Below are 23,345 nucleotides of genomic sequence, written 5' to 3'. Positions count from 1 at the left end.
CCGCCCGGATTTGACGCGAGGTCGCGCACCTGAATTTTCTTGCACCGCAGACAATGGCGGGCTTGGGTGCGTCCGAGCGGAAACCACCAGTCCCAGATGCCCCATCTGTGGATGCCCATATTGCACCGGACGCTCACGACCGCCCCTCCCCACCGTTGCCGGTTGCAAGTGCTGCGTCGATCCTCGCGATTACCGCAGGCGTTGTGCCTGACGGGGACCGCTCATCAATATATTCGAGTTGCCGCTTCGCCTCTTCCAGCGCCTCCCTCATCCCCACAGGCTCGGCAGCGGGCAAAGCGCCCTTATCGTCTAGGAATCGCTTCGCCTCCCGCAAAATCGGGTTTGCGCAGTCGGGATCGGTCATGACGATTTCCTGATCGACCCAGCGCCGGATTATGGACGAAGCTTTGGCCAAGCGTCGCGCCAGATGCTTATCCAGACTTGAAGGCTCGGCAGCGGGCGGTTGTGCGAGGGCTGCACGAATGGCCTTGTGATTGTCGGCCAGCCAAGCAACCGCCTCGTTGTTACGGTCGGCCCAATCCCTGTCGCTCTCGTCATACGGCAACGGAGTTGTCGAATAAGGCAGGCACCCGAAGCCCTCCCGATCATCCGTCTCTGGCATGGGAGGCAATCCCCCCTCCCCAGCAGCATCGGGAACAGGCGGGTGTGCGTAGAGGGGCGTTTCCGTCCAATGCCCTTGCGGCTCGCCGCGAAATTCGTGCCGCGTCAAACTGACGTAGGAGCGTATTTTCTGGTCTTTCAACTTGCCTAGCGGGCTATACATCCAAGCAACAGGGGCGATCAGCCGTGCCACGCGCTCGCGCGCATCCCCAGCAGCATCGGGAACAGGCGGGTGCCTGTAAAGCGGGAACGGCCCCTCCTCCACATATTCGGATCGCGGGTAATGGATCGTCGGCAGATAGCCATACGCCATTTTCTTGCCGCCGTTCTCATACCAGCCATAGCCCCAAGGCTCAGCAACAGGGGCAGCATCGGTTGATGCGCGGAGAGCTTCATAGGCGTCGGCCGCACGAACGAAATCGTCTGTGTAGAGGTCGCCCACCTTATAGCCGCCGACTTGCGTGACGTAGAAGTCATCGCGACCGCATTGCAGGTCGGATGCAGACTCTTTCACATCGTCCACCATTTCAGCGAACGGACGCAAGGCCTCCAGCGCCGCCTTCAAGCTATCTGTGTCGGTCACAGCTCTATCTCCTTGGGTTCCCGGCTGCTTGCGTCCACGTCACCGGTGAAGGACGCAGGGGCGCGATTGTCGTTGGCGTAGCCGTGCTTGGCCTCGCAGGAAGCGCAGACGCCGGAAGGGTTCGGCTCGGTTGACCGGCACTCAAGGCAGGCCTGGAACCAGTTGGTGCGCTGGGTCATGGGCAGGCCTTGCCTTCAATGGCGCGGGCGTTATCAGACAGCACCTTTGCGCCGTTCAGATAGATGCGGACGCCGTTAAAAATCTGCTTTGCGAGCATGGAGCGCGCGACAGCATCGTTGACGCTGATCTCCCCTGCCCGCAGTTGGTCAAGGTCAGAAACAAGCCCTGCGATGACCGAATGAATGCCAAGCTGCTCCGAGACAGGCGCGCTTTCATAATCACGCTGCATGGCAGTTGCTCCATTGCTGATGGCGCGCCTCGGTATGCAGCGCCTCTGCCAGCGCCAGCCCGCGCGTCACATTTCGGCGATCCATGAAAGAGCCGCCCAACGGCTTGCCGATGCCGCGCGCCCATTCTGTCTCGCAGCCAAGACATACAGGCGCGATTTGTCGGTCCCGACCGTTGCGGAGATGATTCCACATGTCGCCGATCGACCTCTGGCAGATGGCGCAATCAAAGCGTTCGCTCATAACACCCCCTGGATCCGCGCCAGCTCCAGACGCAGCCTGCGCTTGTGGTTTGCTATCGCCGCGTCCGTGAACGGCTTGTGGGCCACAAGCGGCGCTATCGTCTTGCGATGGCTGGTCGCGGGGAGTGGGCGGGTCATGCTGGCACCTGTGCGAGCCAAGCTTTTTGCGCTGCCTCGTCCTCAAATTTCGGCACGCTCGCCGCGTTGCGCGTGGCGGCAAACATTTCGGGAGCAACAAAGGTGTGCTGCCATTTGGCGCACCACGCGTTTAGCAATTCCTGCAATTCGGCGTCTGCCTTGGCGATTTCTTCCTTATCACCCTTGCGGTCGGGATCACCGCCCTCACCGCTGAAATAGTCGTCGTCTTCAAAATATTGCACATCAATTAGTTGGTCTGCGCTGAACCTCACGTCTTGCTTGATGGCTTCAATGATGTAGCCACCATAACCGTCCAGCACTTCGACCGCATGTTCGCGGCATTCAAATGGTCCGTTGGTGTAAAACTCATCGTTAGAGCCTGACCACCATTGCCATGCCTGGTCTGCCATCTAAAATCTCCTGCGATCCGCCTTTGCCATCGGGGGATCGCTGTTTCGCCATGGTCCGCTGGGGGAGCGGGTGGAGGCGGCTGGGGTTAGTCGGATGCCCGCATTGACATGGTCTTGGACTGACGCCTTTGCGTCGCGCCTTCACGGTCGCGGATCAGCTTCGCGCGGTATTTCAGGGCGTCGGGCAGAAGTCCGTCACGGTCTTTGCGAACCTCTTCAAGGCGTTGCCCAGCCTCTTTCATGAGCGCACCCCACCGGGCGGTATCTATGGCGTGCTGGCGAGCCTTCTCACCAACAATCCTCTCATGCTCCGCCAGCGATATGACCGGCTCCTTGCGCTTGAATATGTTCAGCATGTGGGTTTCTCCCTTTAGGCGGCTATGTCGCGCTTGAATTGCTCAAGGATGATTGCCTTCGCTTCAGCAGCGGTGGCTTTTTTGCTGGCAACCAAACGGCGATATTCGTCGCGATATGCGCCGGGGATGTCCCGCATCCGGGTTGCCGAAAGCGTGGCGGCTCGCTTTTCCCGAGTCTCGGGCGCTAGCGTCTTTTCAACGACATCCGGACGTGTCAGCACGTTCGCGTGTAGCCAGCGCCCATGCTCACGGCGCTTTTCCATCAGCGCCGGATCGGCCTTGACCTTCTCCATAACCTTGCGCATCCGCTCGCGGTATTCCAGCTTTACACCGGGCTTCGCATGGTGGCGGGCAATGCCCTCACGGCGCCTGCGCTGAATTTCCGGATCGGTCGCCATGAACTTGGCGGAGCAAGACTTGCACCTTTTCGCGCCTTTGCTCTTCGGATGTGGGCAGTCCATTACTTCGCCCCCAACTCAGTCCGGCGCACACCGGCATGATCCAGAAGCGCGTCCCGGTCCTCGTCGCCAAGATGCTCAGCCAGCGCCGCAACGCGGTTGTTCACGTCGATCACCGTCTGGCATCGGTCGATCTCCGCCATGGCTGTTGATTGCTGCTGAGAAGTGACCCGGGGAAGCCAGTAATTTTCACTGAGAAGTGACCCATGTTTGAACACGTCCCTGGCTTTGAGCGGGGGACCATGGAGTGTTGGACATGGCATTATTGAGCGTCATCCGGCGCTGGCATTACCGCGATCATCTGTCGATCCGGGAGATAGCCAAGCGTACCGGTCTATCCCGCAACACGGTCCGTAAATATCTGCGGTCAGACACAGTCGAGCCGCAGTTCAAAGTGCCCGAGCGGCCGAGCAAGCTGGATCCGTTCGTCGATCGGCTGACGGTCTGGCTCAGGCGAGAGATGGGCCGATCGCGCAAGCAGAAGCGCACGATCAAGCAGTTGCATGCCGATCTGGTGAGCCTGGGCTTTGACGGGTCCTATGGCCGTGTCGCGGCCTTTGCTCGTGCCTGGCGCGATGATTATCGCCGCCAGCAGCAGATGAGCGGCAAGGGCACCTTCGTGCCGTTGTCGTTCGCACCGGGTGAAGCATTCCAGTTTGACTGGAGCGAGGACTGGGCGATCATCGATGGTGTCCGCACCAAGCTGCAGGTTGCACACTTCAAGCTCAGCTACAGCCGGGCCTTCTTCGTTCGAGCCTATCTGCTCCAGACCCACGAGATGCTGTTCGACGCCCATAATCACGCGTTCCGCGTGCTGGGCGGGGTGCCGCGCCGCGGCATCTATGACAACATGCGCACTGCCGTCGACAAGGTCGGGCGCGGCAAGGATCGGACCGTCAACGCCCGCTTCCTCACGATGGTGAGCCATTATCTGTTCGAGGCAGAGTTCTGTAATCCGGCAGCGGGTTGGGAGAAGGGGCAGGTCGAGAAGAACGTCCAGGATGCGCGGCATCGCCTGTGGCAGCCCGTTCCCCAGACCGAGACGCTCGACGCCCTGAACAGCTGGCTGGAGGATCGCTGCAAGGCGCTGTGGCAGGATATCCCGCACGGGATCGAACCGGGCTCTGTCGCTGATGCCTGGGCCGAGGAGGTGGCAAGCCTGATGCCGATGGGCAGGCCGTTCGACGGCTTTGTCGAATATGGCAAGCGGGTCTCACCGACCTGCCTCGTCCATCTGGAGCGCAACCGCTACAGCGTGCCGGCATCCTTTGCCAACCGCCCTGTCAGCGTGCGGCTCTATCCCGACCGCTTCCTCGTGGTGGCCGAGGGGCAGTTGCTGTGCGAACACCAGCGCATCATCGAACGATCCCATGATGGGCCAGGACGCACTGTTTATGACTGGCGCCATTATCTGGCAGTGGTCCAGCGCAAGCCTGGCGCCCTGCGCAATGGCGCGCCGTTCCTAGAGATGCCCGATGCCTTCCAGCGGTTACAGCGCCATCTGTTGCGCGCTCCCGGCGGCGACAGAGAGATGGTCGAGATCCTTGCCCTGGTGCTGCATCATGACGAGCAGGTCGTACTGCGCGCGGTTACCATGGCGCTGGAGTCCGGTGTTCCGACCAAAACCCATATCCTCAACTTGCTGCACCGGCTGATCGACGGCAAGCCGCTGACGACACCGCCGATCACGGCGCCCCAGGCGCTGAGGCTGGTCAGCGAGCCCCTTGCCAATGTGGAACGCTATGATGCGCTGCGCGGGGAGAACCGCCATGCGTCATGATCCCGCCAGCGGCGCCATCATCGTCATGCTGCGCAGCCTCAAGATGCATGGCATGGCGCAGGCCGTCACCGATCTCATGGAGCAAGGCGCGCCCGCGTTCGACGCGGCCGTCCCGATCCTGTCCCAGCTTTTGAAGGCGGAGACTGCCGAACGGGAAGTGCGGTCGGTATCCTATCAGCTCAAGATCGCACGGTTCCCGGCCTATCGCGATCTGGCGAGCTTCGACTTTGCCAGCAGCGAGGTCAACGAGGCGCTGGTCCGCCAGCTTCACCGCTGCGAGTTTATGGACGTGGCCGACAATATCGTGCTGGTCGGCGGACCCGGAACCGGCAAGACCCACATCGCCACCGCCCTAGGCGTCCAGGCCATCGAGCATCATCGCAAGCGCGTGCGGTTCTTCTCCACGGTCGAGCTGGTCAACGCGCTGGAACAGGAGAAGGCGCAGGGCAAGGCAGGGCAGATCGCCGGAAGGCTTGCCCACTCCGATCTCGTGATCCTCGACGAGCTTGGTTATCTGCCGTTCAGCGCCTCAGGCGGCGCCCTGCTGTTCCATCTGCTGAGCAAGCTTTACGAGCGCACCAGCGTCATCATCACCACCAACCTCAGCTTCAGCGAATGGGCCACCGTGTTCGGAGATGCCAAGATGACCACCGCGCTCCTCGATCGGCTCACCCATCACTGCCACATCCTCGAGACCGGCAACGACAGCTTCAGGTTCAAGAACAGCTCCGCTCAGCAGCCCAAAACCCGGAAGGAGAAAACCCCATCTTGACCCACCCCTGACATCCGAAACATAATCGCAAGGTGGGTCACTTCTCGATGAAAACCCCGGGTCACTTCTCAGCAGCAATCAACACTCGCCCTGCTGGTCGACCTGCTGGACCGCGCGCCGGTGGCGATCGTCGGGCATTCGCTCGGCGGCTCGATCACCTTGCGCTATGCCGGGCTGTTTCCCGACAGGGTGCGCCGGGTCGTGGCGATCGAGGGGCTGGGCATGTCGCCCGCGTCCATGCGGGAGAAGACTGCAAAACCGGCCACCGAACGCTGGCTGGAATGGATCGCGGAGCGGCGCGCCAAGGCCGGACGCGTCCTGCGGCGCTATCCCACCATCGAGGCGGCGGTCGGACGGATGCAGCAGCGCAACGAACATCTTTCGCTGGAGCAGGCGCTTCACCTCACCAGCCATGGCGTCAACCGCAACGAGGACGGCAGCTATAGCTGGAAGTTCGACCCCTCCCTCAGCGTCATACCGCCGCAGGAGCAGATCGACGACCGTCTGCCTGAATTCTGGTCACGGGTCTCCTGCCCCACCCTGCTGTGCCTCGGCAACGACAGTTGGGCGTCCAACCCGGCCAAGGACGGACGCATGGCGCATTTTCAGGATGCGAGGCTGGTCGAGTTCGCCGACGCGGGCCATTGGCTGCACCACGACCAGTTCGACCGCTTCATCGCGACGCTAGGCGACTTCCTGCGCGGCGAGCCCGGCGATGGCCGCGCGATAGCCGGCCTTTAGCCCGGCGATGAAATCGGCGGCGGGCTGCACCCGGTCGATGGCGCCGATGCCCTGACCGCAGCCCCACACGTCGCGCCACGCCTTCTTGTCGCCGCCGGTCATGCTGGCGAAATCCATCGCATTGGCTTCCGGCAGCGCATCGGGGTCCAGCCCCGCCGCGACGATGCTGGGGCGCAGATAATTGCCGTGCACGCCGGTGAAGACATCGGAATAGACGATGTCGTCGGCATGGCTGTCGACGATCATCTGCTTGTAGGCAGCGTCTGCATTGGCCTCGGCGGTGGCGATGAAGGGCGACCCCATATAGGCGAGGTCCGCGCCCATCATCTGCGCGGCGGCGATGGCGCGGCCGGTGGCGATGGAGCCGGACAGCGCCAGCGGACCGTCGAACCACTGGCGGATTTCCTGCACCAGCGCGAAGGGGGACAGTGTGCCCGCATGGCCCCCTGCCCCCGCCGCGACGGCGATCAGCCCGTCCGCGCCCTTTTCGACCGCCTTGCGTGCGAAACGGTCGTTGATGACATCGTGGAGGACGATGCCGCCATAGCTGTGCACCGCTTCGTTCACATCCTCCCGCGCCCCGAGCGAGGTGATGATGACCGGCACCCTATAGCGGACGCAGAGGTCCAGATCCTCCTCCAGCCGGGCGTTGGAGCGGTGGACGATGAGGTTGACGGCGAAGGGCGCGTCGGCATCGGTCAGTTCCGCCTCCAGCCGTTGCAGCCATTGTTCGAACACGCCCGAAGGCCGCGCGTTGAGCGAAGGAAAGGCGCCGACCACGCCCGCGCGGCACTGCGCGATCACGAGGTCGGGCTGCGAGATGATGAACATCGGCGAGCCGATGAGCGGCAGGGCGAGACGGTCCTTCAGCAAGGGCGGCAGCGACATGACGATCTTTCCTCTCCTGTTCACGCCCGGCGCTAACACCGGCCAAAGGCGCGGAGAAGGCTAAAATAGACTGTATTGATATAGCAATACACCACTGCTATGCTCCGGCGATCAAAAAGTCCGGGGAGGAGGACGAATGTATAGCGAAAGCGACTTGCAGGATGCCGTAGCGGCGGGAGCGATCCCGGCGCAGGCGGCACAGGCCTTGCGCGATCATGTGGCGCGCACGCGCGCAAGCCCGGTGGTGGATGAGGAACATTTCCGCCTGCTGACCGGCTTCAACGATATTTTCGTATCCATCGCCGGAATCATCCTGCTGGTGGCGCTGGGATGGCTGGGCAACAGCATGCGATTCGGCATCGCCGGTCACCAGCCCGCCTTCATGTCGGGCGGGCTGGTCGCGGCGGCGAGCTGGGGTCTGGCCGAATATTTCACGCGCAAGCGGCGGATGGCGTTGCCGTCGATCCTGCTGCTGGCGGGTTTCGTGGGCGGCGTGGCGCTGGCGCTGGTGGCCATCGTCGCGCAACTCTTCCCCGACGCGGACGACAGGACGGCTTCGCTGATCGCGTCGGCGGTTGCGGCATGCTGCGCGCTGGCGGCGTGGCTGCACTGGCGGCGGTTCATGGTGCCGATCACTGTCGCGGCGGGATCGGCCGCTGCGGCGGGCGTCATCGGCGGCCTCGTCATGGCGGCGGTTCCGCGCTTCGATCAACTGCCCTTCATCCTGATGCTGGGAGCAGGCCTTGCCCTGTTCGCGCTGGCGATGTGGTGGGACATGAGCGACCGCGCGCGCACCACGCGGCGGTCCGATGTCGCTTTCTGGCTGCACCTCACCGCCGCGCCGATGATCGCGCATTCGCTGTTTCACATGCTGGGCGTGCTGAACGGCGGGGAGATCGGCGGCGGGCGGGCGCTGCTGGTGATCGCGCTCTATGTCGCGTTCGGCATCGTGGCTCTGGCCATCGACCGGCGCGCGCTGCTGGTGTCGAGCCTGGCTTACGTGCTCTACGCGCTCTATGCCCTCTTCCGGCAGGCGGGCGCGGTGGAACTGTCCTGGGCGCTGACGGCGCTGGTGATCGGGTCGGCGCTGCTGCTGCTGTCGGCGCTGTGGCACAATGCGCGGGCAATGGTGGTGCGCGGGCTGCCCGAAGGCCTGTCGGCGCGGCTGCCCTATCTGGACCGTGCGGTCGCCTGATCGCGAAGCTGCTGCGCGTCAGTCCTCGACGATGCGCAGCAGCTTGCGTTCGACAGGCGCGAGCACGCCCTGAAGTTCCTGCCCGCGCTTCAATATCTGGCCGCTTTCGCCGACCAGCGCCCACATGCCCTGCCGGTGGCGCAGCGCCGGGCGTTTTTCGATGCGATATTCGGGGCGCTCGGCGGTGCGACGAAAGGCGCTGAAAATCGCCGCTTCCCGCCCCATGTCCATCGCATAGTCACGCCAGTGGCCGGCCGCCACCATGCGCCCATACAGATCCAGAATCCGCTGCAGTTCCGACCGATCGAACCCCACCTGACCGGCGCCATGCTGCGGGAACGGGGTGATATTGGTCATCAGCGCAGGCCATGCTCCCTGAGCGGCGGCAGGTCGGCGCCGGACACAGCTTCACCCCGCCGTTCCGCCATCAGTTCCGACAGTCGCGCCTGCAAGCGCTCAACCTCGCACTGGAGCAGTTCGAGCTTCTGCCTGTCCGGATCGAAACTGTCCGAACAGGGCGTTCCGTAAGGCATGAAGTCCCGCTGATAGGCAGTCACGTCGACCAGCATCGGGCGGGCGGGAATGCCCACCATCGTCGCGCCTTCCGCAACATCTTTCGTGACGACGGCGTTCGCCCCGACGCGCGCGCGCGCGCCGACCTCGATCGGCCCCAGCACCTGCGCGCCCGACCCCACGATCACACCGTCGCGCAGGGTCGGGTGACGCTTGCCCGCGATGCCGTTGGCGGGATCGGTGCCGCCCAGCGTCACATTCTGGTAAAGCGTGACATCGTCGCCGATCTCCGCCGTTTCGCCGATTACGGTAAAGCCATGGTCGATGAAGAAGCGCCGGCCGATCTGCGCGCCGGGATGAATGTCGTTGCCGGTCAGGAAGCGGGAGAAATGGTTGACCGCCCGCGCAAGGAAGAAGAGCCGCGCCCGATAGAGGCGGTGCGCCACGCGATGAAAGGCCAGCGACCACACGCCCGGATATAAAAGCACCTCCGCACGGGAACGCGGAGCGGGATCGCGGCTTTTGACCGAGTCCAGATAGGCAATGAGGTTGCGGACCATCCCTGAAATTCCGACCGTTTCTAGACCATTTATGAGCAATCCATATAAGGGAGACGCGCCGCATATTCCAGACAGCGCGAAATCCGCGCTTTTCGCCCGGAAATACAGGGTTGCCTGTCCCGGACGCCATTCCCTATGAATATGGTAGAGAAAATGATGAAGGATGCTGAATGATCGACCTGTTCCTGGAGAATTTCGACGATCTGTGGCCCTTCGTTCTGATCGGATTTGGCGCTCAGGTGATCGACGGGGCGCTGGGCATGGCGTTCGGCGTGATTTCCAGCACGCTGCTTTTGACCATGGGTCTGCAACCGAACCGCGTGTCGGCCAGCGTGCATCTTGCCGAAACCTTCACCACCGGTGTTTCCGCGATCAGCCACATCCTGCACCGCAATGTCGACTGGAAGCTGTTCGCGCGGCTCATCATCCCCGGCGTGATAGGCGGTGTGACGGGCGCCTATGTGCTGTCCAACATCGACGGGTCGATCATCAAGCCGTTCATCCTCATCTATCTGACGGCAATCGGTCTCTATCTTGTCTGGCGCGGCTTTCACCTGCCGCCCAGGCAGCGCGATCCCCGGCTCGTCGCGCCGCTGGGCGTGATCGGCGGATTTCTGGATGCGACAGGCGGCGGCGGCTGGGGTCCGATCGTCACGTCCAACCTGCTGCTTCAGGGGTCCAGCCCGCGGCATACGATCGGCACGGTCAACACGGTCGAGTTTTTCCTGACGACTTCGATCAGCGTCGCCTTCCTGCTGGAGCTGGGGCTGAAGAGCTTTACGGTTTACACGGTCGGCCTGCTGATCGGCGGCGTGATCGCAGCGCCTTTTGGAGCGATGCTGGCGCGCCATGTCGCGCCGCGCGTGCTGTTCACGGCGGTCGGGTTGATCCTGACGGCGACGTCGCTGTTCGGCGTGGTCAAATGGCTTGGATAAATCGAGCACGACGCTTATATCCGCCTCGGTAATCGAGGAAGCCGATAAATGTCCAGTTACCTGCCGACGCTCAAGCAACTGCAATATCTGGTGGCGCTGAAGGAACAGGGGCATTTCGGCAGGGCCGCCGATAGCTGCTTCGTCACGCAATCCACCCTGTCGGCGGGCATCCGCGAGCTGGAATCGCTGATCGGGGTCACGCTGGTCGAGCGCACGCGGCGGGTGGTGCGCTTCACGGCGCTGGGTGACCGGATCGTGGCGAAGGCGCATCGGGTGCTGCGCGAGGCGGAGGAGCTGGCCGCCATCGCGCAGGCGTCGGGCAAGCCGCTGACGGGCGAACTGCGCATGAGCGTCATCCCCACCATCGCGCCCTTCCTGCTGCCGCGCCTGCTGCCCCGGCTGCGCGCCGAACGGCCGGAACTCAAACTCTATCTGCGCGAGGAAGTGACGCAGGCGGCGATCGAATCCCTGCGGCACGGCAATGTCGACTGCGTGCTGCTGGCGCTGCCCTTCCCCACCGGGGAACTGGACAGTGAGATCCTGTTTCAGGACCGGCTCTACGTCGCCTTCCCGCATGACGAACCCGCCGATCCGCCCGACTGGATCGGCCCCGACATGATCGACGAAAGCAAGCTGCTGCTGCTGGAGGACGGGCATTGCCTGAAGGATCATGCGCTCGCGGCCTGCAATCGGCCGGACCTGCGCGCTAGCGCAACGATGATGGGCACGTCGCTCCATACGCTGATCCAGATGGTCGATAATGGCCTTGGCGTCACGATGATCCCGGAAATGGCGATTGCGGGCGGCATCCTGGAGCATACGCGGATCGCCGCCCGCCCGCTCCAGTCGGAGCGTTCATGGCGGGACATCGCGCTGGTGTGGCGCAGGAACAGTCCGCGCGAAAAGGAATTCAGGCTGCTGGCCGAACTGCTGCGCGCCGCCGCTAGCGAAAGCCGCCTGCCCGAAGCAGCCTAGGCGCCCCAGCCGAGCGCCTTGGCGTCGTCCTCGACGCGGGCCGCGACCCATGAGGTCGCGCCGCCTTCGAAATGCTCCTTTTTCCAGAAGGGCGCATGGCTTTTGAGCCAGTCGATGAGGAAGGCGCAGCTTTCGAGCGCCGCGGCGCGATGACGGGAGGCGGTGCCGACGAAAACGATCCGGGCGCCCGGCTCCAGCCGCCCGAAGCGGTGGATCACGCTGACGCCGAGCAAGGGCCAGCGCGCCATGGCGTCTTCGACGATGCGCTCCACCTGCCCCTGCGTCATCGCGGGATAATGTTCGAGTTCGAGGGCGACGAGACCGCCTTCGCCGCGCACCACGCCGGTAAAGCTCGCCACGCCGCCGCCGCCCAGCGCTTCGAGCGCCGCAAATTCTGCCGCGAGGTCGAAATCCTGCGGCTGGATCGCGATCCGCTTCATCCTCCCGTGACCGGGGGGAAAAGCGCGAGTTCCCGCGCGTCGCCGACCGGCACGTCCATGCCGACGAAGCGCTGGTCGAGCGCCGCGCGCAGTTTTGCGGGATCGGCGAAGGCTTCGGCATGGCCGCCGCCCCGCGCGGCCAGCAGCGCCACCACATCGGCCACGGTGGAACCCGGCGCAGGCCGGTCTATCCGTTCCTCGTCCAGCCCCACGGCTTCGCGCACCCAGGCGAAATAGACGATGGTGAGCATCGCGCTCAATCCATGTGCCGGATGCCGACGCGCAGATAGTCCCAGCCGGTGACGAGCGTCAGGATCGCCGCCGCCCAGAGCGCGACGATGCCGACCATCTGGACGAAAGCGAACTGCGGCACCGCGCCCGCGAGGATCAGCGCGCCCAGCGCGACGATCTGGAAGGTCGTTTTCCACTTGGCGAGGCGGGAAACCGGCACCGAGACCTGAAGCCCGGCGAGAAATTCGCGGAGACCCGACACGGCGATCTCGCGCAGGAGGATAATCATCGCGGCGATCAGGTGAACGCCCGCTATGTCGCGCGTCGCCGCCAGCATCAGGATGACCGCTCCCACCATGATCTTGTCCGCGATGGGATCGAGGAAGACGCCGAGTTTCGAGACGGTGCCCTGCGCACGCGCCAGATAGCCGTCGAAATAGTCGGTGACGCCCATGAGGCAGTAGAGACCGAAAGCGAGCGCATAGCCGGTGGTCCAGCGCGCGCCCTGCCCGACCCCGGCCACCTCGTCCGGCCAGAGCAGCGCGACCAGCAGCGGCACGGTAAGGATGCGCGAAAGCGTCAGCAGATTGGGCAGCGTCAGCATCGCCGCCGACTGCCACAGTCCGGCGCATCGCACAAGCGCCCGCCAATCCGGCGCCTGCCGCTTCGCATTGGACACAGATGCCCCCACCGGCTAGACCCCGCCCCGGTCGCCAACGGAAAAGAAGCCCCCATATTCCATGCAAGCCTCCCTCAGGCTCCTGAACAAGCGCCGTTTCCTGCCCTTGTTCGTCACCCAGTTGCTGGGCGCGTTCAACGACAATCTGTTCAAGAACGCGATGGTGCTGTTCGTCGTCTATCAGGTCTATAATGACGAAAAGTCCGAGACATGGTTTTCGGCGCTGGCGACCGGGCTTTTCATCCTGCCCTTCTTCCTGCTGTCGGCGCTGTCGGGCCAGCTTGCCGACCAGCGCGACAAGGCGACGATCATCCGATGGGTGAAGGCCGCCGAAATCCTCATCATGGCGGTAGGCGCCTGCGGCCTCGCGCTGATCTGGAGCGGCATTGCGGTACATACGCTGGCGATCCCGCTGCTGCTGGCGGCGCTCTTTGCCATGGGCATCCATTCGACCTTCTTCGGGCCGATCAAATATGCGATCCTGCCCCAGCATCTGCATGACGAGGAAGTGCTGGGCGGCACCGGCCTCGTCGAGGCGGGCACCTATATCGCGATCCTCGCGGGCACCATCCTGGCCGGGATCATCCCGGTGGAGGCGGCGGCGGTCGGCATCGTCATCACGGCGGCCATCGGCTATATCGCCGGGCGGCAGGTGCCGTCCGCGCCGTCGCTGCTGGAAGCGCAGCCCATCGACTTTCACATCATCCGTTCGTCCATCGCGCTGGTGAAGGGGACGATGCACATCCGTCGCCTGTTCCTGGCGATCATGTCGATCAGCCTGTTCTGGGCGGTGGGGTCGATCCTGTTCATCCAGTTCCCGCCGCTGGTGAAGAATGTGCTGACCGCCGACAAGCCCGTCGCCAGCCTGTTCCTCGCCATCTTCTCCATCGGCATCGCCATCGGGTCGATCGCGATCAACCGGCTGCTGCAGGGGCATGTATCGGCCAAATATGCACCCGCATCGGTCATCGGCATGGGGCTGTGCATCGTCGCCTTCCATATCGTGTGCGACCTTTGGACGCCGGCGGCTGACGGACAGATGCTGTCGCTGTCGGGCTTCATCGCGCATCCGCTGGCGGTGCCGCTGTCGCTCTGCCTGCTGGGCGTGGCGACCTTTGGCGGCATGTTCGTGGTGCCGCTCTACGCCTTCCTGACGACGACGGTCGAAAAATGCGAGGCGGCGCGGACGGTGGCAGCGAACAACATCGTCAACTCGGGCGCCATGGTGGCCGGGTCGCTCTGCGCCATCGGCCTCAGCATTGCGGGCATGTCAGTGGTGATGCAGCTTCTGCTGGTGGCGTTCCTGTCGCTGCCCTGCGCCGCGATGGCCTGGAAGCTGCACAAGGCGTGCGACGGCCCGCTGTGCCACGAACCAATGGCTTAAGAGATGAAGCTGTAGAAAGCTGTGAAGAAAGCGCAGAAGCTGAGCGCGAACAGCTTCCAGTCCTGGTCGTCGTCCACGGGCTTTTTCGCAGGCGTGGCTTCGCTCAGGCGCAGGACATGGGCGGGCAGCCGCTGGCGAAAGGGGTGGCGGGCCGATTCGGTGGTCAGGACGAGCGGTCTGGTTCGCATGGCGAAAGCGTTAACGCATTATTTACCATTCGGCCCACTCGAAATGTTGGTTAATATCCCGCTGTCCCGGCGCGGGACATGCTTGACTGTGTGATGTGAGTAATACAGCATGACGGAGCCTATGGCCGACTCGCATCCTGCCGACCCGATCATCCCGCCACGCGCCTTTGGCGAAGGGCCGCCCAGCGCCTTCGCGCCGCCGACGCCGTGGCGAAAAAGGCTGCGGATCGTAGGGTGGATCGTCGCTGTAATGCTGGCGCTGCTGATGGTCGCGATCGCGTGGCTCGCCGTCACCGCGCCGCTTTCCCGCTCGCTGAAGCCCATCGCGCCGCCGAGCATCTCGCTCATGTCGGCGGACGGACATCTGATCGCGCGACGCGGCGCGGTGATCGACCGGCCCGTGACGGTGGCGGAACTGCCCGCTCATGTGCCGCAGGCGTTCATGGCGATCGAGGACCGCCGTTTCCAGAGCCACTGGGGCGTCGATCCGCGCGGAATCGCGCGGGCGATGTGGCATAATCTCTGGTCCGACGGCGCGTCGCAGGGCGGCAGCACGATCACGCAGCAGCTCGCCAAGGGGGTGTTCCTGTCGAGCGACCGCACCTTCGGCCGAAAGGCGCGCGAGGCAATGATCGCGGTCTGGCTGGAGGTCTGGCTGACCAAGGATCAGATCATGGAGAGATACCTCTCCAACGTCTATTTCGGCGACAATGTTTACGGCCTGCGGGCAGCCGCGCGCCATTATTTCAACCGCTCGCCCGACCGGCTGACCATTCCGCAGGCGGCGATGCTGGCGGGGCTGCTGAAAGCGCCTTCGCGGCTTGCGCCCACGACGAACCTCAAGGGCGCACGGGCACGCGCCGCGCTGGTGACGCGGGCGATGGTGGAGGCGGGTTATATCAGTCAGGCGGAACGTAACGCGCTGCCCCCCGCCCGGCTCGACGTGCATGAGGAAGCCGATCCGACGAGCGGCACCTATTTCGCCGACTGGGTGCTGCCGCAGGCGCGCGACCGGGCGGGCGCGGTCTATGGCGAGCAGGAGATCGCGACCACGCTCGACTGGCGTATCCAGCGCCTCGCCGAAGCCGCCATCCGCCGCGCGCCGCTGGGCGAAGCACAGGCGGCACTGGTCGCGATGAAACCCGATGGCAGCGTCGTGGCGCTGGTGGGCGGAAAGAATTACGCGAAGAGCAGCTTCAACCGCGCGGTGCAGGCAAGACGCCAGCCCGGCTCCACCTTCAAGCTGTTCGTCTACCTCGCTGCCTTCCGCGCGGGCATGACGCCCGACGACCGGATCGACGACACGCCGATCACCACCGGCACCTATCGCCCGGCCAATCATGGCGGCAAATATCGCGGGCGCATCACCCTGCGACAGGCATTCGCCGCATCGAGCAACGTCGCTGCCGTGCGCCTGACGCAGAAGGTCGGCGTCGACAACGTCATCAAGGTCGCGCGCGATCTGGGCGTCACGGCGCCGCTTACGGAAGACCTCAGTCTGGCGCTGGGGACTTCTGAAATCCCGCTGATCGAACTGGCGGAAGCCTATGCGGCGGTCGCGGCGGGATCTTATCCTGTCCTCGCGCACGGCCTGCCGCCCGAGGAACAGGGCTGGTTCGAGAAGCTGATGCAGCGGCAGCGCCGTTTCAGCGAGGATCAACTGGCGATGATCCGCGATCTCCTGTCCTCCGCCGCCAATCGCGGGACGGGAAGCGCGGCGGCGCTCCGCACCCGCACCTTCGGCAAGACAGGCACGACGCAGGACAGCCGGGACGCGATCTTCGTGGGCTATGCGGGCGGGCTGGTGACGGCGGTGTGGATCGGCAATGACGACAACAGCCCGCTGCCCGGCGGCGCGGCGGGCGGCGGCGTGCCCGCGCGCATCTGGCGCAACTTCATGGCGGGCGCGATCAACGAGCCTGTCGACGACACGTCCGAAGCGGAGCAGAACCCCGATCTGGTCAATGCCATCGCCAATGTGGCGGTGGAGACCGGCATCGGCAACATCGGGCTGGGCGTGGATGAAGATGGCATGACCGTCAACATCGGCCCGAATCGCATCAGGCTGCCCGTCGATCCGGCGGAACCGGATAATCCGGCTCCCGTCGCGCCGCCACGGGGCGCACCGGCGGCCCCGGAACCGGGGTCGCCCCCGCCCCAGGGACGGCCAGCCGCGACCCCGCCTGGTTAACGCGCGATTAGACCAATTTCCCGTTCATGCGGATCAATCTGGACAGAAGGCAAATTTACCTCGAAGTAATTTCAATGCTATAACAGCGACATCCCGCCACTTCGCAGAGGTCGCGCAATGAATCAGAAAATCCGAGGAGATTATGGATCGGAGCACCGGGCGCTGGCCGCACGGTGGGGCCAGGCAGCCGAAGCGATGGAAGCGCTCGCCGGTGCGCGCTCGCTCGACGCGGTCACGTCCGTCCTCAGAGCCTTCACGCGCCGCGCGGTGGGAGCGGACGGCATTGCTGTCGTGCTGCGCGACGAGGACAGGTGCCATTATGTCGCGGAAGATTCGATGGAGCCGCTCTGGGCGGGCCAGCAGTTTCCGATGCAGCGCTGCGTTTCGGGCTGGGCGATGTCGCATCAGCAGACGGTGGTCATTCCCGATGTGCTGACGGACCCCCGCGTTCCCGTCGACGCCTATCGCCGGACCTTCGTCCGCAGCATGATCATGGTGCCGATCGGACGGCCCGAGCCAATCGCGGCAGTGGGGGCATACTGGTCTGAACCCGGCCCGCCGACCGACAACCAGATCGCCCTGCTGGAGGCGCTGGGCCGCGCGGCATCGACCGCGCTCGAAAACGGGCGGCTCTTCGCATCGCTGGAGGCGCTCAATACACAGCTTGACGAGCGCGTGCGCGAACGCACCAGCGAATTGCAGCGGTCGCAGGACACGCTGCGCCAGATCCAGAAGATGGAAGTGCTGGGCCAGCTCACGGGCCATGTCGCGCATGATTTCAACAATCTGCTGACGCCGATCATGGGAGGACTGGACCTGATCCTGTCGGGTCGCAGCCCTGAATCCACGCTCAAGACGGCGGGCATGGCGATGCAGGCGGCCGAAGCGGCGCAGACGCTGGTGCAGCGGCTGCTCGCCTTCGCGCGGCGGCAACCGCTCCAGCCGACCGCCGTCGACCTGCGCGCTCTGCTCAAGGGCATGGAGAGCCTGCTCGTCAGCACGCTCGGGCACCGCGTCTCCCTTCGCATCGACCTGCCCGAAGACCTGCCGCCGGTTCATGCCGACGCGCATCAACTGGAACTGGCGATCCTCAATCTGGCGGTGAACAGCCGCGACGCCATGGCCGAGGGCGGCAAGCTGACGGTTTCGGCAGAGGTGCGGACATCCAACCTGCCCGCCGGCCTCGTCCGTCGCCGCTATGTGCGCATGACCATCGCGGACACCGGCGCGGGCATGAGCGCGAAAGTGAGAGCCGCGGCGATGGAGCCTTTCTTCACCACCAAACCGGCGGGGCAAGGCACCGGCCTTGGCCTGTCGATGGCGCACGGCCTTGTCGGTCAGCTTGGCGGCGCGCTGGAAATAGATAGCGAGATCGGACGGGGAACGCAGGTGCAGATGTGGCTTCCGGTCGAACAGAGAAAAACCCATACGGCGGACGAGGACGTTCCCCCCGCCACCGAACGCAGGGCGCAGGGCAAGGTGCTGCTGGTCGACGACAATGCGCTGGTGCGCCACGCCACGCGCGAGATGCTGACCGACATCGGTTATGAAGTCGTCGATGTCGATCAGGCGGAACTGGCGCTCGGCATGATGGAAGCCGGGTTCAGGCCCGACATTCTCGTCACCGATCATGTCATGCCGGGGATGAGCGGGGTCGAACTCGCGCTGCGTGTGCGGGTGGATCATCCGCATGTCGCCCTGCTCATCATCTCGGGCTATCAGGGGATCGACCTCATCGCGCCGGACATCGTCCGCCTCTCCAAGCCCTTCCGCTGCGGCCATTTGCAGGCGAGCATCGCGGCGGCGCGGGCGCAGGTCCAGTAGGCGTCAGATCGCCTGTCCTGCCGCCCAGCCGCTGGACCATGCCCACTGGAAATTATAGCCGCCCAGCCACCCGGTGACGTCCACCGCTTCCCCGATGGCGTAAAGACCGGGCGCTTTCGTCGCTTCCATCGTGCGGGAGGACAGGTTGGCGGTGGCGATGCCGCCGACCGTCACTTCGGCCTTGGCATAGCCTTCGGTACCCGAGGGATGGAACGCCCAGTCGGAAAGCTGCGCGCCCGCGTGCCGCAGCGCCCTGTCGCCGAGCGCGCCGAGGTCGCCCTGCATCGCCAGCCGGTCGAGCAGCGCGTCGGCGAGCCGTTCCGGCAGGGCTTCACCGAGCACGCGCCTGAGCGTCGCGCGGGGACGGGCGCGCTTTTCGTCGATCAGCCATTCGCCCTTCCGGTCCGGCAGGAAATCGACGTGGATGGGCGTCCGGTGCTGCCAGTAGGAACTGATCTGAAGCATCGCCGGGCCGGAGAGACCGCGATGCGTGAACAGCGCCGCCTCGCGGAAACGGGTCCGGTTCCAGCGCACCTCGACCGGCGTGGAAACGCCCGACAGCGACTGGAAAAGCTGCTCTTCGGGACCGAGCGTCAGCGGAACGAGAGCAGGGCGCGGCTGAACGATGGACAGGCCGAAGCGACGCGCCACATCATAGGCGAAGCCCGTCGCGCCGAGCTTGGGAATGGAAGGGCCGCCGGTCGCCAGCACCAGAGCGGGCGCGCGATGCTCACTGTCGCCGATTTTGACGCGGTAGAGGCCATCGGCATGGTCGATCGCGCTGACCCCCTGCCCCAGCGCCATGGCGACGCCGCCTCTGGCGCATTCCTCCTCCAGCATCGCCACGATCTGACGCGCCGAGCTGTCGCAGAAAAGCTGGCCCAGCGTCTTTTCATGCCAGGCGATGCCATATCGGTCGACCAGCGCGCTGAAATCGGCGGCGGTGTAGCGGCCGAGGGCAGACTTGGCGAAGTGCGGATTGGCCGAAAGATAGCGGTCGGGGGCGGTATGGATGTTGGTGAAGTTGCACCGGCCGCCGCCCGAAATCAGGATCTTTTTGCCCGGTGCATCGGCGTGATCGACCAGCAGCACGCGCCTGCCTCGCTGCCCGGCGACCGCCGCGCACATCATGCCCGCAGCGCCTGCGCCAAGGACGATGGCGTCATGGTCCGTCATCAGCGGCCCCGCTTGAGGCGCACCAGCGCTTCGTCCAGCGCCGAGAGGAAGCGGGAGCGGTCCGCTTTCGAGAAAGGAGCCGGGCCGCCCACCGGATCGCCCACCGCGCCCGCGCGCAGGTCGGCCATAATGGCGCGGGTAGCCACCGCCGCGCCGATGGAACTGGTGGTGAAGGGCTTTCCGTTGGGCGCCAGAACGGCCGCCCTTGCCTTGAGGCAGCGGTCGGCGAGCAGGATGTCCGCGGTGACGCAGACGCTGAGCGGGTCGGCACGCTCGGCGATCCAGTCGTCCGCCGCGTCGAACCCGTCGCTCACCACCACGCGCTCGATCAGCGGGTGCGCTGGTACGCGGATCGGGCTGTTGCTGACGATGGTGACGGGCACCTCGTGCCGCCACGCGACCTTGTAAATTTCCTCCTTCACCGGGCAGGCGTCGGCATCGACCAGTATCTTCATGCCCGCGCGATAGGCCGCTGCCCGCGGCGAAACAAGGACAGGACGGCTTATTTCGCGCCTCATCCGTTCAGCGCCTTCACCCCGCCCGCTTCGTGGCCTACATGGGTCGCATGAACGCGCCCCTTTACAACAAAGACATATTGCGGCTGGCCGCGAGCATCCCCCACCACCAACGCCTCGCGAACGCGCAGGCGAGCGTCGAGAAGCGGTCGCCGACCTGCGGATCACGGGTGACGGCGGATGTCCGCATGGCAGACGGGCGGATTGCGGAAATGGGGCTGGACGTGAAGGCCTGCGCATTGGGGCAGGCATCGGCGGCGCTGATGGCGGCGCAGGCAATCGGCATGAGCGCCGCGGAAATGGAGCAGGCGCGCGACCGGCTTACGGCCTATCTGGCAGGGACGAGCGAGGATCTGGATTTCTGGCCGGGCCTTGCGGTGCTGGCCCCGGCGCGAGGTTATCCCGCCCGGCACGCGTCGATCCGGCTGGGGTTCGAGGCCATCGCAGAAGCGGCCCGGATGGCGGACGCCTGATGGCGGCGGCGGAAACAGCCAGCGCGACGGAAATTCTGCTGTCGGAAGGCGTCATCCTGCTGGGCGCGGCGGTGGCGTTCGTCATGCTTTTCCGGCGCTTCGGGCTGGGCGCGGTGCTGGGCTATCTGGTCGCCGGGGCGCTGGTCGGGCCGCAGGGTCTTCATCTGGTGGGCGGGGCAGAATCCAAGCTCGCCATCGCCGAGATCGGCATCGTCCTGCTGCTGTTTCTCGTCGGGCTGGAACTGCATCCCGCCCGACTCTGGCGGCTGAAGCGCGACATTTTCGCCCTGGGCATGGCGCAGGTGGTGCTGTGCGGATGTATATTGGCGGCGATCATCTTCCTCTTCACCGGTTTCAGTTGGGGCGCGGCCATCGCGCTGGGCCTGCCGCTCGCCCTGTCTTCGACCGCGCAGGTGCTGCCGGGCCTCAAGTCCAGCGGCCGCATCAACTCGCCCTTCGGCGAGAAGGTGTTCTCCATCCTGCTGTTTCAGGATCTGTCGATCGTCCCGCTCATCACCATCGTCGCGGCGCTTTCGCGCAATCCCGCCGACGCCGCCGGGCCTCCGGGATGGATGATGGCGGGCTATACCGTGGCGGCCATCGGCGGACTCGTCCTTGCCGGGCGCTTCATCCTGCGTCCCGCGCTGGCGCTGGTGGGGCGCATGGGCGAGCGGGAACTGTTCGTGGCGGTGGGCCTCTTCACCGTGCTGGCCGCCGCCGCACTGATGCATGCGCTTCACCTGTCGACCGCGCTGGGAGCATTCGTCGCGGGCGTGATGCTGGCCGATTCGCCCTATCGGCATGAGATCGAGGCGGATGTGGAGCCGTTCCGCTCCATCCTGCTCGGCCTTTTCTTCCTTGCCGTCGGCATGGTGCTGGACCTGCATGCGGTCGCGGCCAATCCCCTGTTCGTGCTGTCCATGGCGGCCGTGCTCGTCGCCACCAAGGCCGCGCTGATTACCGGGCTTGCCCGCCTGTTCGGCATGGGCTGGCAGGCCGCCTTCGGTGCGGGGCTGCTGCTCAGTCAGGGCGGCGAGTTCGGTTTCGTGCTCTTCGCGCAGGCGCAGAACGCGCAGCTCATCGCGCCGCAGGCGGCCAGCCTGTTCAGCGCGATCGTCACTTTTTCCATGGCGACGACGCCCTTCCTCATGCTCTTCGCCCGCCGCTTCGAATTTGCGCGTCCCAAGGATGAGGCGGACCTGCCCGGCCCGGAGGATGCGGAGCGCGGCAGCGCCATCATCGTAGGCTATGGCCGCTTCGGCCAGACCGTCGCGCAGATGCTGATGGGCCATGGGTTCGGCGTCGTGCTGATCGACAAGAAGCCTTCGCAGATCGAACTGTCGGGGCGGTTCGACATGAAGGTCTATTATGGCGACGGCACGCGCATCGACCTGTTGCGGCGGGCGGGAGCGGACGAGGCGCGGCTCATCGCCTTCTGCATCGACGATCCCTCGCTCGACAGCAAGACGCTGGAGCCGGTGGCCGAAGCCTTCCCGCAGGCCGCGCTCATGGTCCGCGCCTTCGACCGGCGGCAGGTCATGGCCCTCCAGAGCCTCGATCTGGCGGGCGTGGTGCGCGAAGTCTATGAATCGGCGATCTGCATGGGCGCGCAGGCGATGCAGGCGCTGGGCGTGCCCGATGCCGAGATCGAGGAAGTCGAACGGCAATATCGCACCAATGACGATCAGCGCATGGCCGTGCAGATCGAACATGGCACGCTGATGGCGGCGAAGGACATGATGTATCGGCCGGGGCGGCGGATGCGCCTTGCCAGCCGGGGCGAAGGAGCGGAACAATGATCGCGGTGCTGGCCTGCCTGTCTGCGGCGCTCGCCATCGGCGCGGGTGCGTTCGGCGCGCATGGCGTCGCCGATCCGAAGGCGGCCGAATGGCTGCGCACCGGCGGCCTCTACCAGATGGTTCATGCGGTCGCGGCGCTCGCGATCATGGGCGTGGCGCGGGGCGCGGCGGCGTTGATGCTGGCGGGCGCCGCGATCTTCGCCGCGACGCTCTACGCCATGGCGCTGGGCGCGCCGCGCTGGCTGGGCGCGGTGACGCCTGTCGGCGGCGCGATGATGATCGCGGGCTGGCTGTGGGCGGCGTGGCAATATTCCCGGTCGTGACGCGCCCTTGCCGGATGGCGATGGCCAGCATAGATTAACCCGCATGGCCACCCACGCCCATCATCACCATCAGGAACCCACCGGCGAAAAGCTGGCGGACGCCGCGCGCGCGACACTGGAAGCGCGCAGCGAGCAGTGGACGCCCATGCGCGCCGCGATTTTCGACGCGCTGGCGGCCGAGGAGAAGCCGGTGTCGGCCTATGACATCGCCGACACCGTATCGAAGGCGCGCGGCAAGCGGGTCGCGCCCAACAGCGTCTACCGCATTCTCGACCTGTTCGTGGCGAACAACATCGCCATGCGGGTCGAAAGCGCCAACGCCTATATCGCCAACGCCCATCCGGGATGCCAGCATGACTGCATCTTCCTCGTCTGCGACCTGTGCGGGCAGGTGACGCATATCGACGACGATCCCATCACGTCGGCCCTGCGCACGGCTGCCCGAAAGGCCGGCTTTTCCCCTGCCCGCGCCGTGATAGAAATGCGCGGAACCTGCGACGCGCACTGAGCGCGGCACAGGTCGCTCCGGCGTCCCGATCGCAAGCTAG

Annotated in this window: 28 protein-coding genes and 1 pseudogene; 13 read left to right on the top strand and 16 right to left on the bottom strand. The window is 65.1% G+C overall.

Annotation, left to right across the window (positions count from 1 at the left end; all coding sequences use genetic code 11):
- Nucleotides 1–133 precede the first annotated feature (133 nt).
- The 7 genes from SAMIE_RS03335 to SAMIE_RS23275 all read right to left on the bottom strand — a co-directional run bounded on the left by SAMIE_RS03335 (nucleotide 134) and on the right by SAMIE_RS23275 (nucleotide 3,358).
- Nucleotides 134–1,204, bottom strand: a complete 1,071-nt coding sequence (locus SAMIE_RS03335) for a hypothetical protein (protein ID WP_066703891.1) — start codon at nucleotides 1,202–1,204, stop codon at nucleotides 134–136.
- Nucleotides 1,201–1,383, bottom strand: coding sequence for a hypothetical protein (locus SAMIE_RS03330; protein ID WP_066703894.1), 183 nt, complete (start codon nucleotides 1,381–1,383; stop codon nucleotides 1,201–1,203). Before SAMIE_RS03330 ends, SAMIE_RS03335 begins: the two co-directional genes overlap by 4 nt.
- The gene (locus SAMIE_RS03325) at nucleotides 1,380–1,613 is read right to left on the bottom strand and encodes a hypothetical protein (RefSeq protein WP_066703897.1); all 234 of its coding nucleotides are present in this window, start codon (nucleotides 1,611–1,613) and stop codon (nucleotides 1,380–1,382) included. The genes SAMIE_RS03330 and SAMIE_RS03325 overlap by 4 nt, the downstream gene beginning before the upstream one ends.
- Before the next feature lie 374 nt (nucleotides 1,614–1,987).
- Nucleotides 1,988–2,401 carry a hypothetical protein gene (locus tag SAMIE_RS03320; RefSeq protein ID WP_066703902.1) on the bottom strand — a complete coding sequence of 138 codons (414 nt, stop codon included), beginning with the start codon at nucleotides 2,399–2,401 and terminating at the stop codon, nucleotides 1,988–1,990.
- Between the two features lie 86 nt (nucleotides 2,402–2,487).
- Complete coding sequence (locus SAMIE_RS03315; RefSeq protein WP_126516722.1) at nucleotides 2,488–2,757, bottom strand: hypothetical protein; 270 nt, start codon at nucleotides 2,755–2,757, stop codon at nucleotides 2,488–2,490.
- A 14-nt stretch (nucleotides 2,758–2,771) separates the two neighbouring features.
- Complete coding sequence (locus SAMIE_RS03310; protein WP_066703908.1) at nucleotides 2,772–3,155, bottom strand: hypothetical protein; 384 nt, start codon at nucleotides 3,153–3,155, stop codon at nucleotides 2,772–2,774.
- A 62-nt stretch (nucleotides 3,156–3,217) separates the two neighbouring features.
- The gene (locus SAMIE_RS23275; protein WP_157077787.1) at nucleotides 3,218–3,358 is read right to left on the bottom strand and encodes a hypothetical protein; all 141 of its coding nucleotides are present in this window, start codon (nucleotides 3,356–3,358) and stop codon (nucleotides 3,218–3,220) included.
- Between the two features lie 113 nt (nucleotides 3,359–3,471).
- Between SAMIE_RS23275 and istA the strand changes: the two genes are divergently transcribed.
- From istA to SAMIE_RS03295, 3 genes and pseudogenes are all read left to right on the top strand, one after another.
- Nucleotides 3,472–4,995: an IS21 family transposase gene (gene istA, locus SAMIE_RS03305; protein WP_126516717.1), complete on the top strand. Its 1,524-nt coding sequence runs from the start codon at nucleotides 3,472–3,474 to the stop codon at nucleotides 4,993–4,995.
- A complete protein-coding gene (istB, locus tag SAMIE_RS03300) occupies nucleotides 4,985–5,767 on the top strand; it encodes an IS21-like element helper ATPase IstB (protein WP_126516718.1) in 783 nt (260 codons plus the stop codon). Before istA ends, istB begins: the two co-directional genes overlap by 11 nt.
- 84 nt (nucleotides 5,768–5,851) lie before the next feature.
- Nucleotides 5,852–6,508: pseudogene (locus tag SAMIE_RS03295) on the top strand (alpha/beta fold hydrolase); the annotation flags it as partial.
- Here the strand turns inward: SAMIE_RS03295 and SAMIE_RS03290 are convergent.
- Nucleotides 6,452–7,396, bottom strand: coding sequence for an NAD(P)H-dependent flavin oxidoreductase (locus SAMIE_RS03290; protein WP_066702789.1), 945 nt, complete (start codon nucleotides 7,394–7,396; stop codon nucleotides 6,452–6,454). The pseudogene SAMIE_RS03295 and the gene SAMIE_RS03290 sit on opposite strands and share 57 nt — an antisense overlap.
- A gap of 136 nt (nucleotides 7,397–7,532) precedes the next feature.
- On the opposite strand from SAMIE_RS03290, the gene SAMIE_RS03285 reads away from it, so the two are divergent.
- Nucleotides 7,533–8,591, top strand: coding sequence for a hypothetical protein (locus SAMIE_RS03285; RefSeq protein WP_066702791.1), 1,059 nt, complete (start codon nucleotides 7,533–7,535; stop codon nucleotides 8,589–8,591).
- A gap of 18 nt (nucleotides 8,592–8,609) precedes the next feature.
- Here SAMIE_RS03285 and SAMIE_RS03280 read toward each other — a convergent pair whose 3' ends face one another.
- Both SAMIE_RS03280 and epsC read right to left on the bottom strand, forming a co-directional pair.
- Complete coding sequence (locus tag SAMIE_RS03280) at nucleotides 8,610–8,948, bottom strand: DUF2794 domain-containing protein (protein ID WP_066702805.1); 339 nt, start codon at nucleotides 8,946–8,948, stop codon at nucleotides 8,610–8,612.
- On the bottom strand, nucleotides 8,948–9,664 hold the full coding sequence (gene epsC, locus SAMIE_RS03275; protein ID WP_066702807.1) for a serine O-acetyltransferase EpsC: 717 nt from the start codon (nucleotides 9,662–9,664) through the stop codon (nucleotides 8,948–8,950). Before epsC ends, SAMIE_RS03280 begins: the two co-directional genes overlap by 1 nt.
- A gap of 170 nt (nucleotides 9,665–9,834) precedes the next feature.
- Here epsC and SAMIE_RS03270 point away from each other — a divergent pair, with 170 nt between their 5' ends.
- Both SAMIE_RS03270 and SAMIE_RS03265 read left to right on the top strand, forming a co-directional pair.
- Complete coding sequence (locus SAMIE_RS03270; RefSeq protein ID WP_066702809.1) at nucleotides 9,835–10,599, top strand: sulfite exporter TauE/SafE family protein; 765 nt, start codon at nucleotides 9,835–9,837, stop codon at nucleotides 10,597–10,599.
- Nucleotides 10,600–10,647: 48 nt separating this feature from the next.
- A complete protein-coding gene (locus SAMIE_RS03265) occupies nucleotides 10,648–11,574 on the top strand; it encodes a hydrogen peroxide-inducible genes activator (RefSeq protein WP_066702818.1) in 927 nt (308 codons plus the stop codon).
- Here the strand turns inward: SAMIE_RS03265 and SAMIE_RS03260 are convergent.
- The 3 genes from SAMIE_RS03260 to pgsA are packed head-to-tail and all read right to left on the bottom strand — an operon-like array spanning nucleotide 11,571 to nucleotide 12,849.
- Nucleotides 11,571–12,014: a molybdenum cofactor biosynthesis protein MoaE gene (locus SAMIE_RS03260; RefSeq protein ID WP_066702821.1), complete on the bottom strand. Its 444-nt coding sequence runs from the start codon at nucleotides 12,012–12,014 to the stop codon at nucleotides 11,571–11,573. The genes SAMIE_RS03265 and SAMIE_RS03260 overlap by 4 nt on opposite strands.
- The gene (moaD, locus tag SAMIE_RS03255) at nucleotides 12,011–12,265 is read right to left on the bottom strand and encodes a molybdopterin converting factor subunit 1 (protein ID WP_066702822.1); all 255 of its coding nucleotides are present in this window, start codon (nucleotides 12,263–12,265) and stop codon (nucleotides 12,011–12,013) included. Before moaD ends, SAMIE_RS03260 begins: the two co-directional genes overlap by 4 nt.
- Nucleotides 12,266–12,270: 5 nt before the next feature.
- Entirely contained in the window at nucleotides 12,271–12,849 is a 579-nt protein-coding gene (pgsA, locus tag SAMIE_RS03250; protein ID WP_066702891.1) for a CDP-diacylglycerol--glycerol-3-phosphate 3-phosphatidyltransferase, read from the bottom strand.
- Between the two features lie 136 nt (nucleotides 12,850–12,985).
- Between pgsA and SAMIE_RS03245 the strand changes: the two genes are divergently transcribed.
- Nucleotides 12,986–14,308 (top strand): MFS transporter, encoded by a 1,323-nt coding sequence (locus SAMIE_RS03245; RefSeq protein ID WP_066702824.1) that lies wholly within the window; start codon nucleotides 12,986–12,988, stop codon nucleotides 14,306–14,308.
- On the opposite strand, the gene SAMIE_RS03240 is transcribed toward SAMIE_RS03245, so the two are convergent.
- Nucleotides 14,305–14,496, bottom strand: a complete 192-nt coding sequence (locus SAMIE_RS03240; protein ID WP_066702826.1) for a hypothetical protein — start codon at nucleotides 14,494–14,496, stop codon at nucleotides 14,305–14,307. The genes SAMIE_RS03245 and SAMIE_RS03240 overlap by 4 nt on opposite strands.
- Before the next feature lie 109 nt (nucleotides 14,497–14,605).
- On the opposite strand from SAMIE_RS03240, the gene SAMIE_RS03235 reads away from it, so the two are divergent.
- Complete coding sequence (locus SAMIE_RS03235; protein ID WP_066702827.1) at nucleotides 14,606–16,687, top strand: transglycosylase domain-containing protein; 2,082 nt, start codon at nucleotides 14,606–14,608, stop codon at nucleotides 16,685–16,687.
- A 117-nt stretch (nucleotides 16,688–16,804) separates the two neighbouring features.
- Complete coding sequence (locus SAMIE_RS03230) at nucleotides 16,805–18,511, top strand: ATP-binding protein (RefSeq protein WP_066702829.1); 1,707 nt, start codon at nucleotides 16,805–16,807, stop codon at nucleotides 18,509–18,511.
- Between the two features lie 3 nt (nucleotides 18,512–18,514).
- Here the strand turns inward: SAMIE_RS03230 and SAMIE_RS03225 are convergent, their stop codons facing one another.
- Together SAMIE_RS03225 and SAMIE_RS03220 are read right to left on the bottom strand one after the other, a co-directional pair.
- Nucleotides 18,515–19,687, bottom strand: a complete 1,173-nt coding sequence (locus SAMIE_RS03225) for a BaiN/RdsA family NAD(P)/FAD-dependent oxidoreductase (RefSeq protein WP_066702832.1) — start codon at nucleotides 19,685–19,687, stop codon at nucleotides 18,515–18,517.
- Nucleotides 19,687–20,142 carry a YaiI/YqxD family protein gene (locus SAMIE_RS03220; RefSeq protein WP_066702893.1) on the bottom strand — a complete coding sequence of 152 codons (456 nt, stop codon included), beginning with the start codon at nucleotides 20,140–20,142 and terminating at the stop codon, nucleotides 19,687–19,689. The genes SAMIE_RS03225 and SAMIE_RS03220 overlap by 1 nt, the downstream gene beginning before the upstream one ends.
- 110 nt (nucleotides 20,143–20,252) lie before the next feature.
- On the opposite strand from SAMIE_RS03220, the gene SAMIE_RS03215 reads away from it, so the two are divergent.
- From SAMIE_RS03215 to SAMIE_RS03200, 4 genes are read left to right on the top strand one after another with little or no spacing between them, the layout of a single operon-like run.
- Complete coding sequence (locus tag SAMIE_RS03215) at nucleotides 20,253–20,675, top strand: iron-sulfur cluster assembly scaffold protein (protein WP_066702834.1); 423 nt, start codon at nucleotides 20,253–20,255, stop codon at nucleotides 20,673–20,675.
- Entirely contained in the window at nucleotides 20,675–22,474 is a 1,800-nt protein-coding gene (locus tag SAMIE_RS03210; RefSeq protein WP_066702836.1) for a cation:proton antiporter domain-containing protein, read from the top strand. Before SAMIE_RS03215 ends, SAMIE_RS03210 begins: the two co-directional genes overlap by 1 nt.
- The gene (locus SAMIE_RS03205; protein WP_066702839.1) at nucleotides 22,471–22,797 is read left to right on the top strand and encodes a DUF423 domain-containing protein; all 327 of its coding nucleotides are present in this window, start codon (nucleotides 22,471–22,473) and stop codon (nucleotides 22,795–22,797) included. Before SAMIE_RS03210 ends, SAMIE_RS03205 begins: the two co-directional genes overlap by 4 nt.
- A 43-nt stretch (nucleotides 22,798–22,840) precedes the next feature.
- A complete protein-coding gene (locus SAMIE_RS03200; RefSeq protein WP_066702842.1) occupies nucleotides 22,841–23,305 on the top strand; it encodes a Fur family transcriptional regulator in 465 nt (154 codons plus the stop codon).
- The last annotated feature ends 40 nt before the right edge of the window (nucleotides 23,306–23,345 follow it).

Source organism: Sphingobium amiense (assembly GCF_003967075.1).
Lineage (GTDB): Bacteria > Pseudomonadota > Alphaproteobacteria > Sphingomonadales > Sphingomonadaceae > Sphingobium > Sphingobium amiense.
This window is presented reverse-complemented; position numbering and strand designations above follow the sequence as displayed.

Bases quoted from the DNA above. Each gene is read 5' to 3' on its own strand.
- SAMIE_RS03330 (WP_066703894.1), bottom strand. From the start codon at position 1,383: ATGACCCAGCGCACCAACTGGTTCCAGGCCTGCCTTGAGTGCCGGTCA.
- SAMIE_RS03325 (WP_066703897.1), bottom strand. From the start codon at position 1,613: ATGCAGCGTGATTATGAAAGCGCGCCTGTCTCGGAGCAGCTTGGCATT.
- SAMIE_RS03320 (WP_066703902.1), bottom strand. From the start codon at position 2,401: ATGGCAGACCAGGCATGGCAATGGTGGTCAGGCTCTAACGATGAGTTT.
- SAMIE_RS03315 (WP_126516722.1), bottom strand. From the start codon at position 2,757: ATGCTGAACATATTCAAGCGCAAGGAGCCGGTCATATCGCTGGCGGAG.
- SAMIE_RS03310 (WP_066703908.1), bottom strand. From the start codon at position 3,155: ATGGCGACCGATCCGGAAATTCAGCGCAGGCGCCGTGAGGGCATTGCC.
- SAMIE_RS23275 (WP_157077787.1), bottom strand. From the start codon at position 3,358: ATGGCGGAGATCGACCGATGCCAGACGGTGATCGACGTGAACAACCGC.
- istA (WP_126516717.1), top strand. From the start codon at position 3,472: ATGGCATTATTGAGCGTCATCCGGCGCTGGCATTACCGCGATCATCTG.
- istB (WP_126516718.1), top strand. From the start codon at position 4,985: ATGCGTCATGATCCCGCCAGCGGCGCCATCATCGTCATGCTGCGCAGC.
- SAMIE_RS03290 (WP_066702789.1), bottom strand. From the start codon at position 7,396: ATGTCGCTGCCGCCCTTGCTGAAGGACCGTCTCGCCCTGCCGCTCATC.
- SAMIE_RS03285 (WP_066702791.1), top strand. From the start codon at position 7,533: ATGTATAGCGAAAGCGACTTGCAGGATGCCGTAGCGGCGGGAGCGATC.
- SAMIE_RS03280 (WP_066702805.1), bottom strand. From the start codon at position 8,948: ATGACCAATATCACCCCGTTCCCGCAGCATGGCGCCGGTCAGGTGGGG.
- epsC (WP_066702807.1), bottom strand. From the start codon at position 9,664: ATGGTCCGCAACCTCATTGCCTATCTGGACTCGGTCAAAAGCCGCGAT.
- SAMIE_RS03270 (WP_066702809.1), top strand. From the start codon at position 9,835: ATGATCGACCTGTTCCTGGAGAATTTCGACGATCTGTGGCCCTTCGTT.
- SAMIE_RS03265 (WP_066702818.1), top strand. From the start codon at position 10,648: ATGTCCAGTTACCTGCCGACGCTCAAGCAACTGCAATATCTGGTGGCG.
- SAMIE_RS03260 (WP_066702821.1), bottom strand. From the start codon at position 12,014: ATGAAGCGGATCGCGATCCAGCCGCAGGATTTCGACCTCGCGGCAGAA.
- moaD (WP_066702822.1), bottom strand. From the start codon at position 12,265: ATGCTCACCATCGTCTATTTCGCCTGGGTGCGCGAAGCCGTGGGGCTG.
- pgsA (WP_066702891.1), bottom strand. From the start codon at position 12,849: ATGCTGACGCTGCCCAATCTGCTGACGCTTTCGCGCATCCTTACCGTG.
- SAMIE_RS03245 (WP_066702824.1), top strand. From the start codon at position 12,986: ATGCAAGCCTCCCTCAGGCTCCTGAACAAGCGCCGTTTCCTGCCCTTG.
- SAMIE_RS03240 (WP_066702826.1), bottom strand. From the start codon at position 14,496: ATGCGAACCAGACCGCTCGTCCTGACCACCGAATCGGCCCGCCACCCC.
- SAMIE_RS03235 (WP_066702827.1), top strand. From the start codon at position 14,606: ATGACGGAGCCTATGGCCGACTCGCATCCTGCCGACCCGATCATCCCG.
- SAMIE_RS03230 (WP_066702829.1), top strand. From the start codon at position 16,805: ATGAATCAGAAAATCCGAGGAGATTATGGATCGGAGCACCGGGCGCTG.
- SAMIE_RS03225 (WP_066702832.1), bottom strand. From the start codon at position 19,687: ATGACGGACCATGACGCCATCGTCCTTGGCGCAGGCGCTGCGGGCATG.
- SAMIE_RS03220 (WP_066702893.1), bottom strand. From the start codon at position 20,142: ATGAAGATACTGGTCGATGCCGACGCCTGCCCGGTGAAGGAGGAAATT.
- SAMIE_RS03215 (WP_066702834.1), top strand. From the start codon at position 20,253: ATGAACGCGCCCCTTTACAACAAAGACATATTGCGGCTGGCCGCGAGC.
- SAMIE_RS03210 (WP_066702836.1), top strand. From the start codon at position 20,675: ATGGCGGCGGCGGAAACAGCCAGCGCGACGGAAATTCTGCTGTCGGAA.
- SAMIE_RS03205 (WP_066702839.1), top strand. From the start codon at position 22,471: ATGATCGCGGTGCTGGCCTGCCTGTCTGCGGCGCTCGCCATCGGCGCG.
- SAMIE_RS03200 (WP_066702842.1), top strand. From the start codon at position 22,841: ATGGCCACCCACGCCCATCATCACCATCAGGAACCCACCGGCGAAAAG.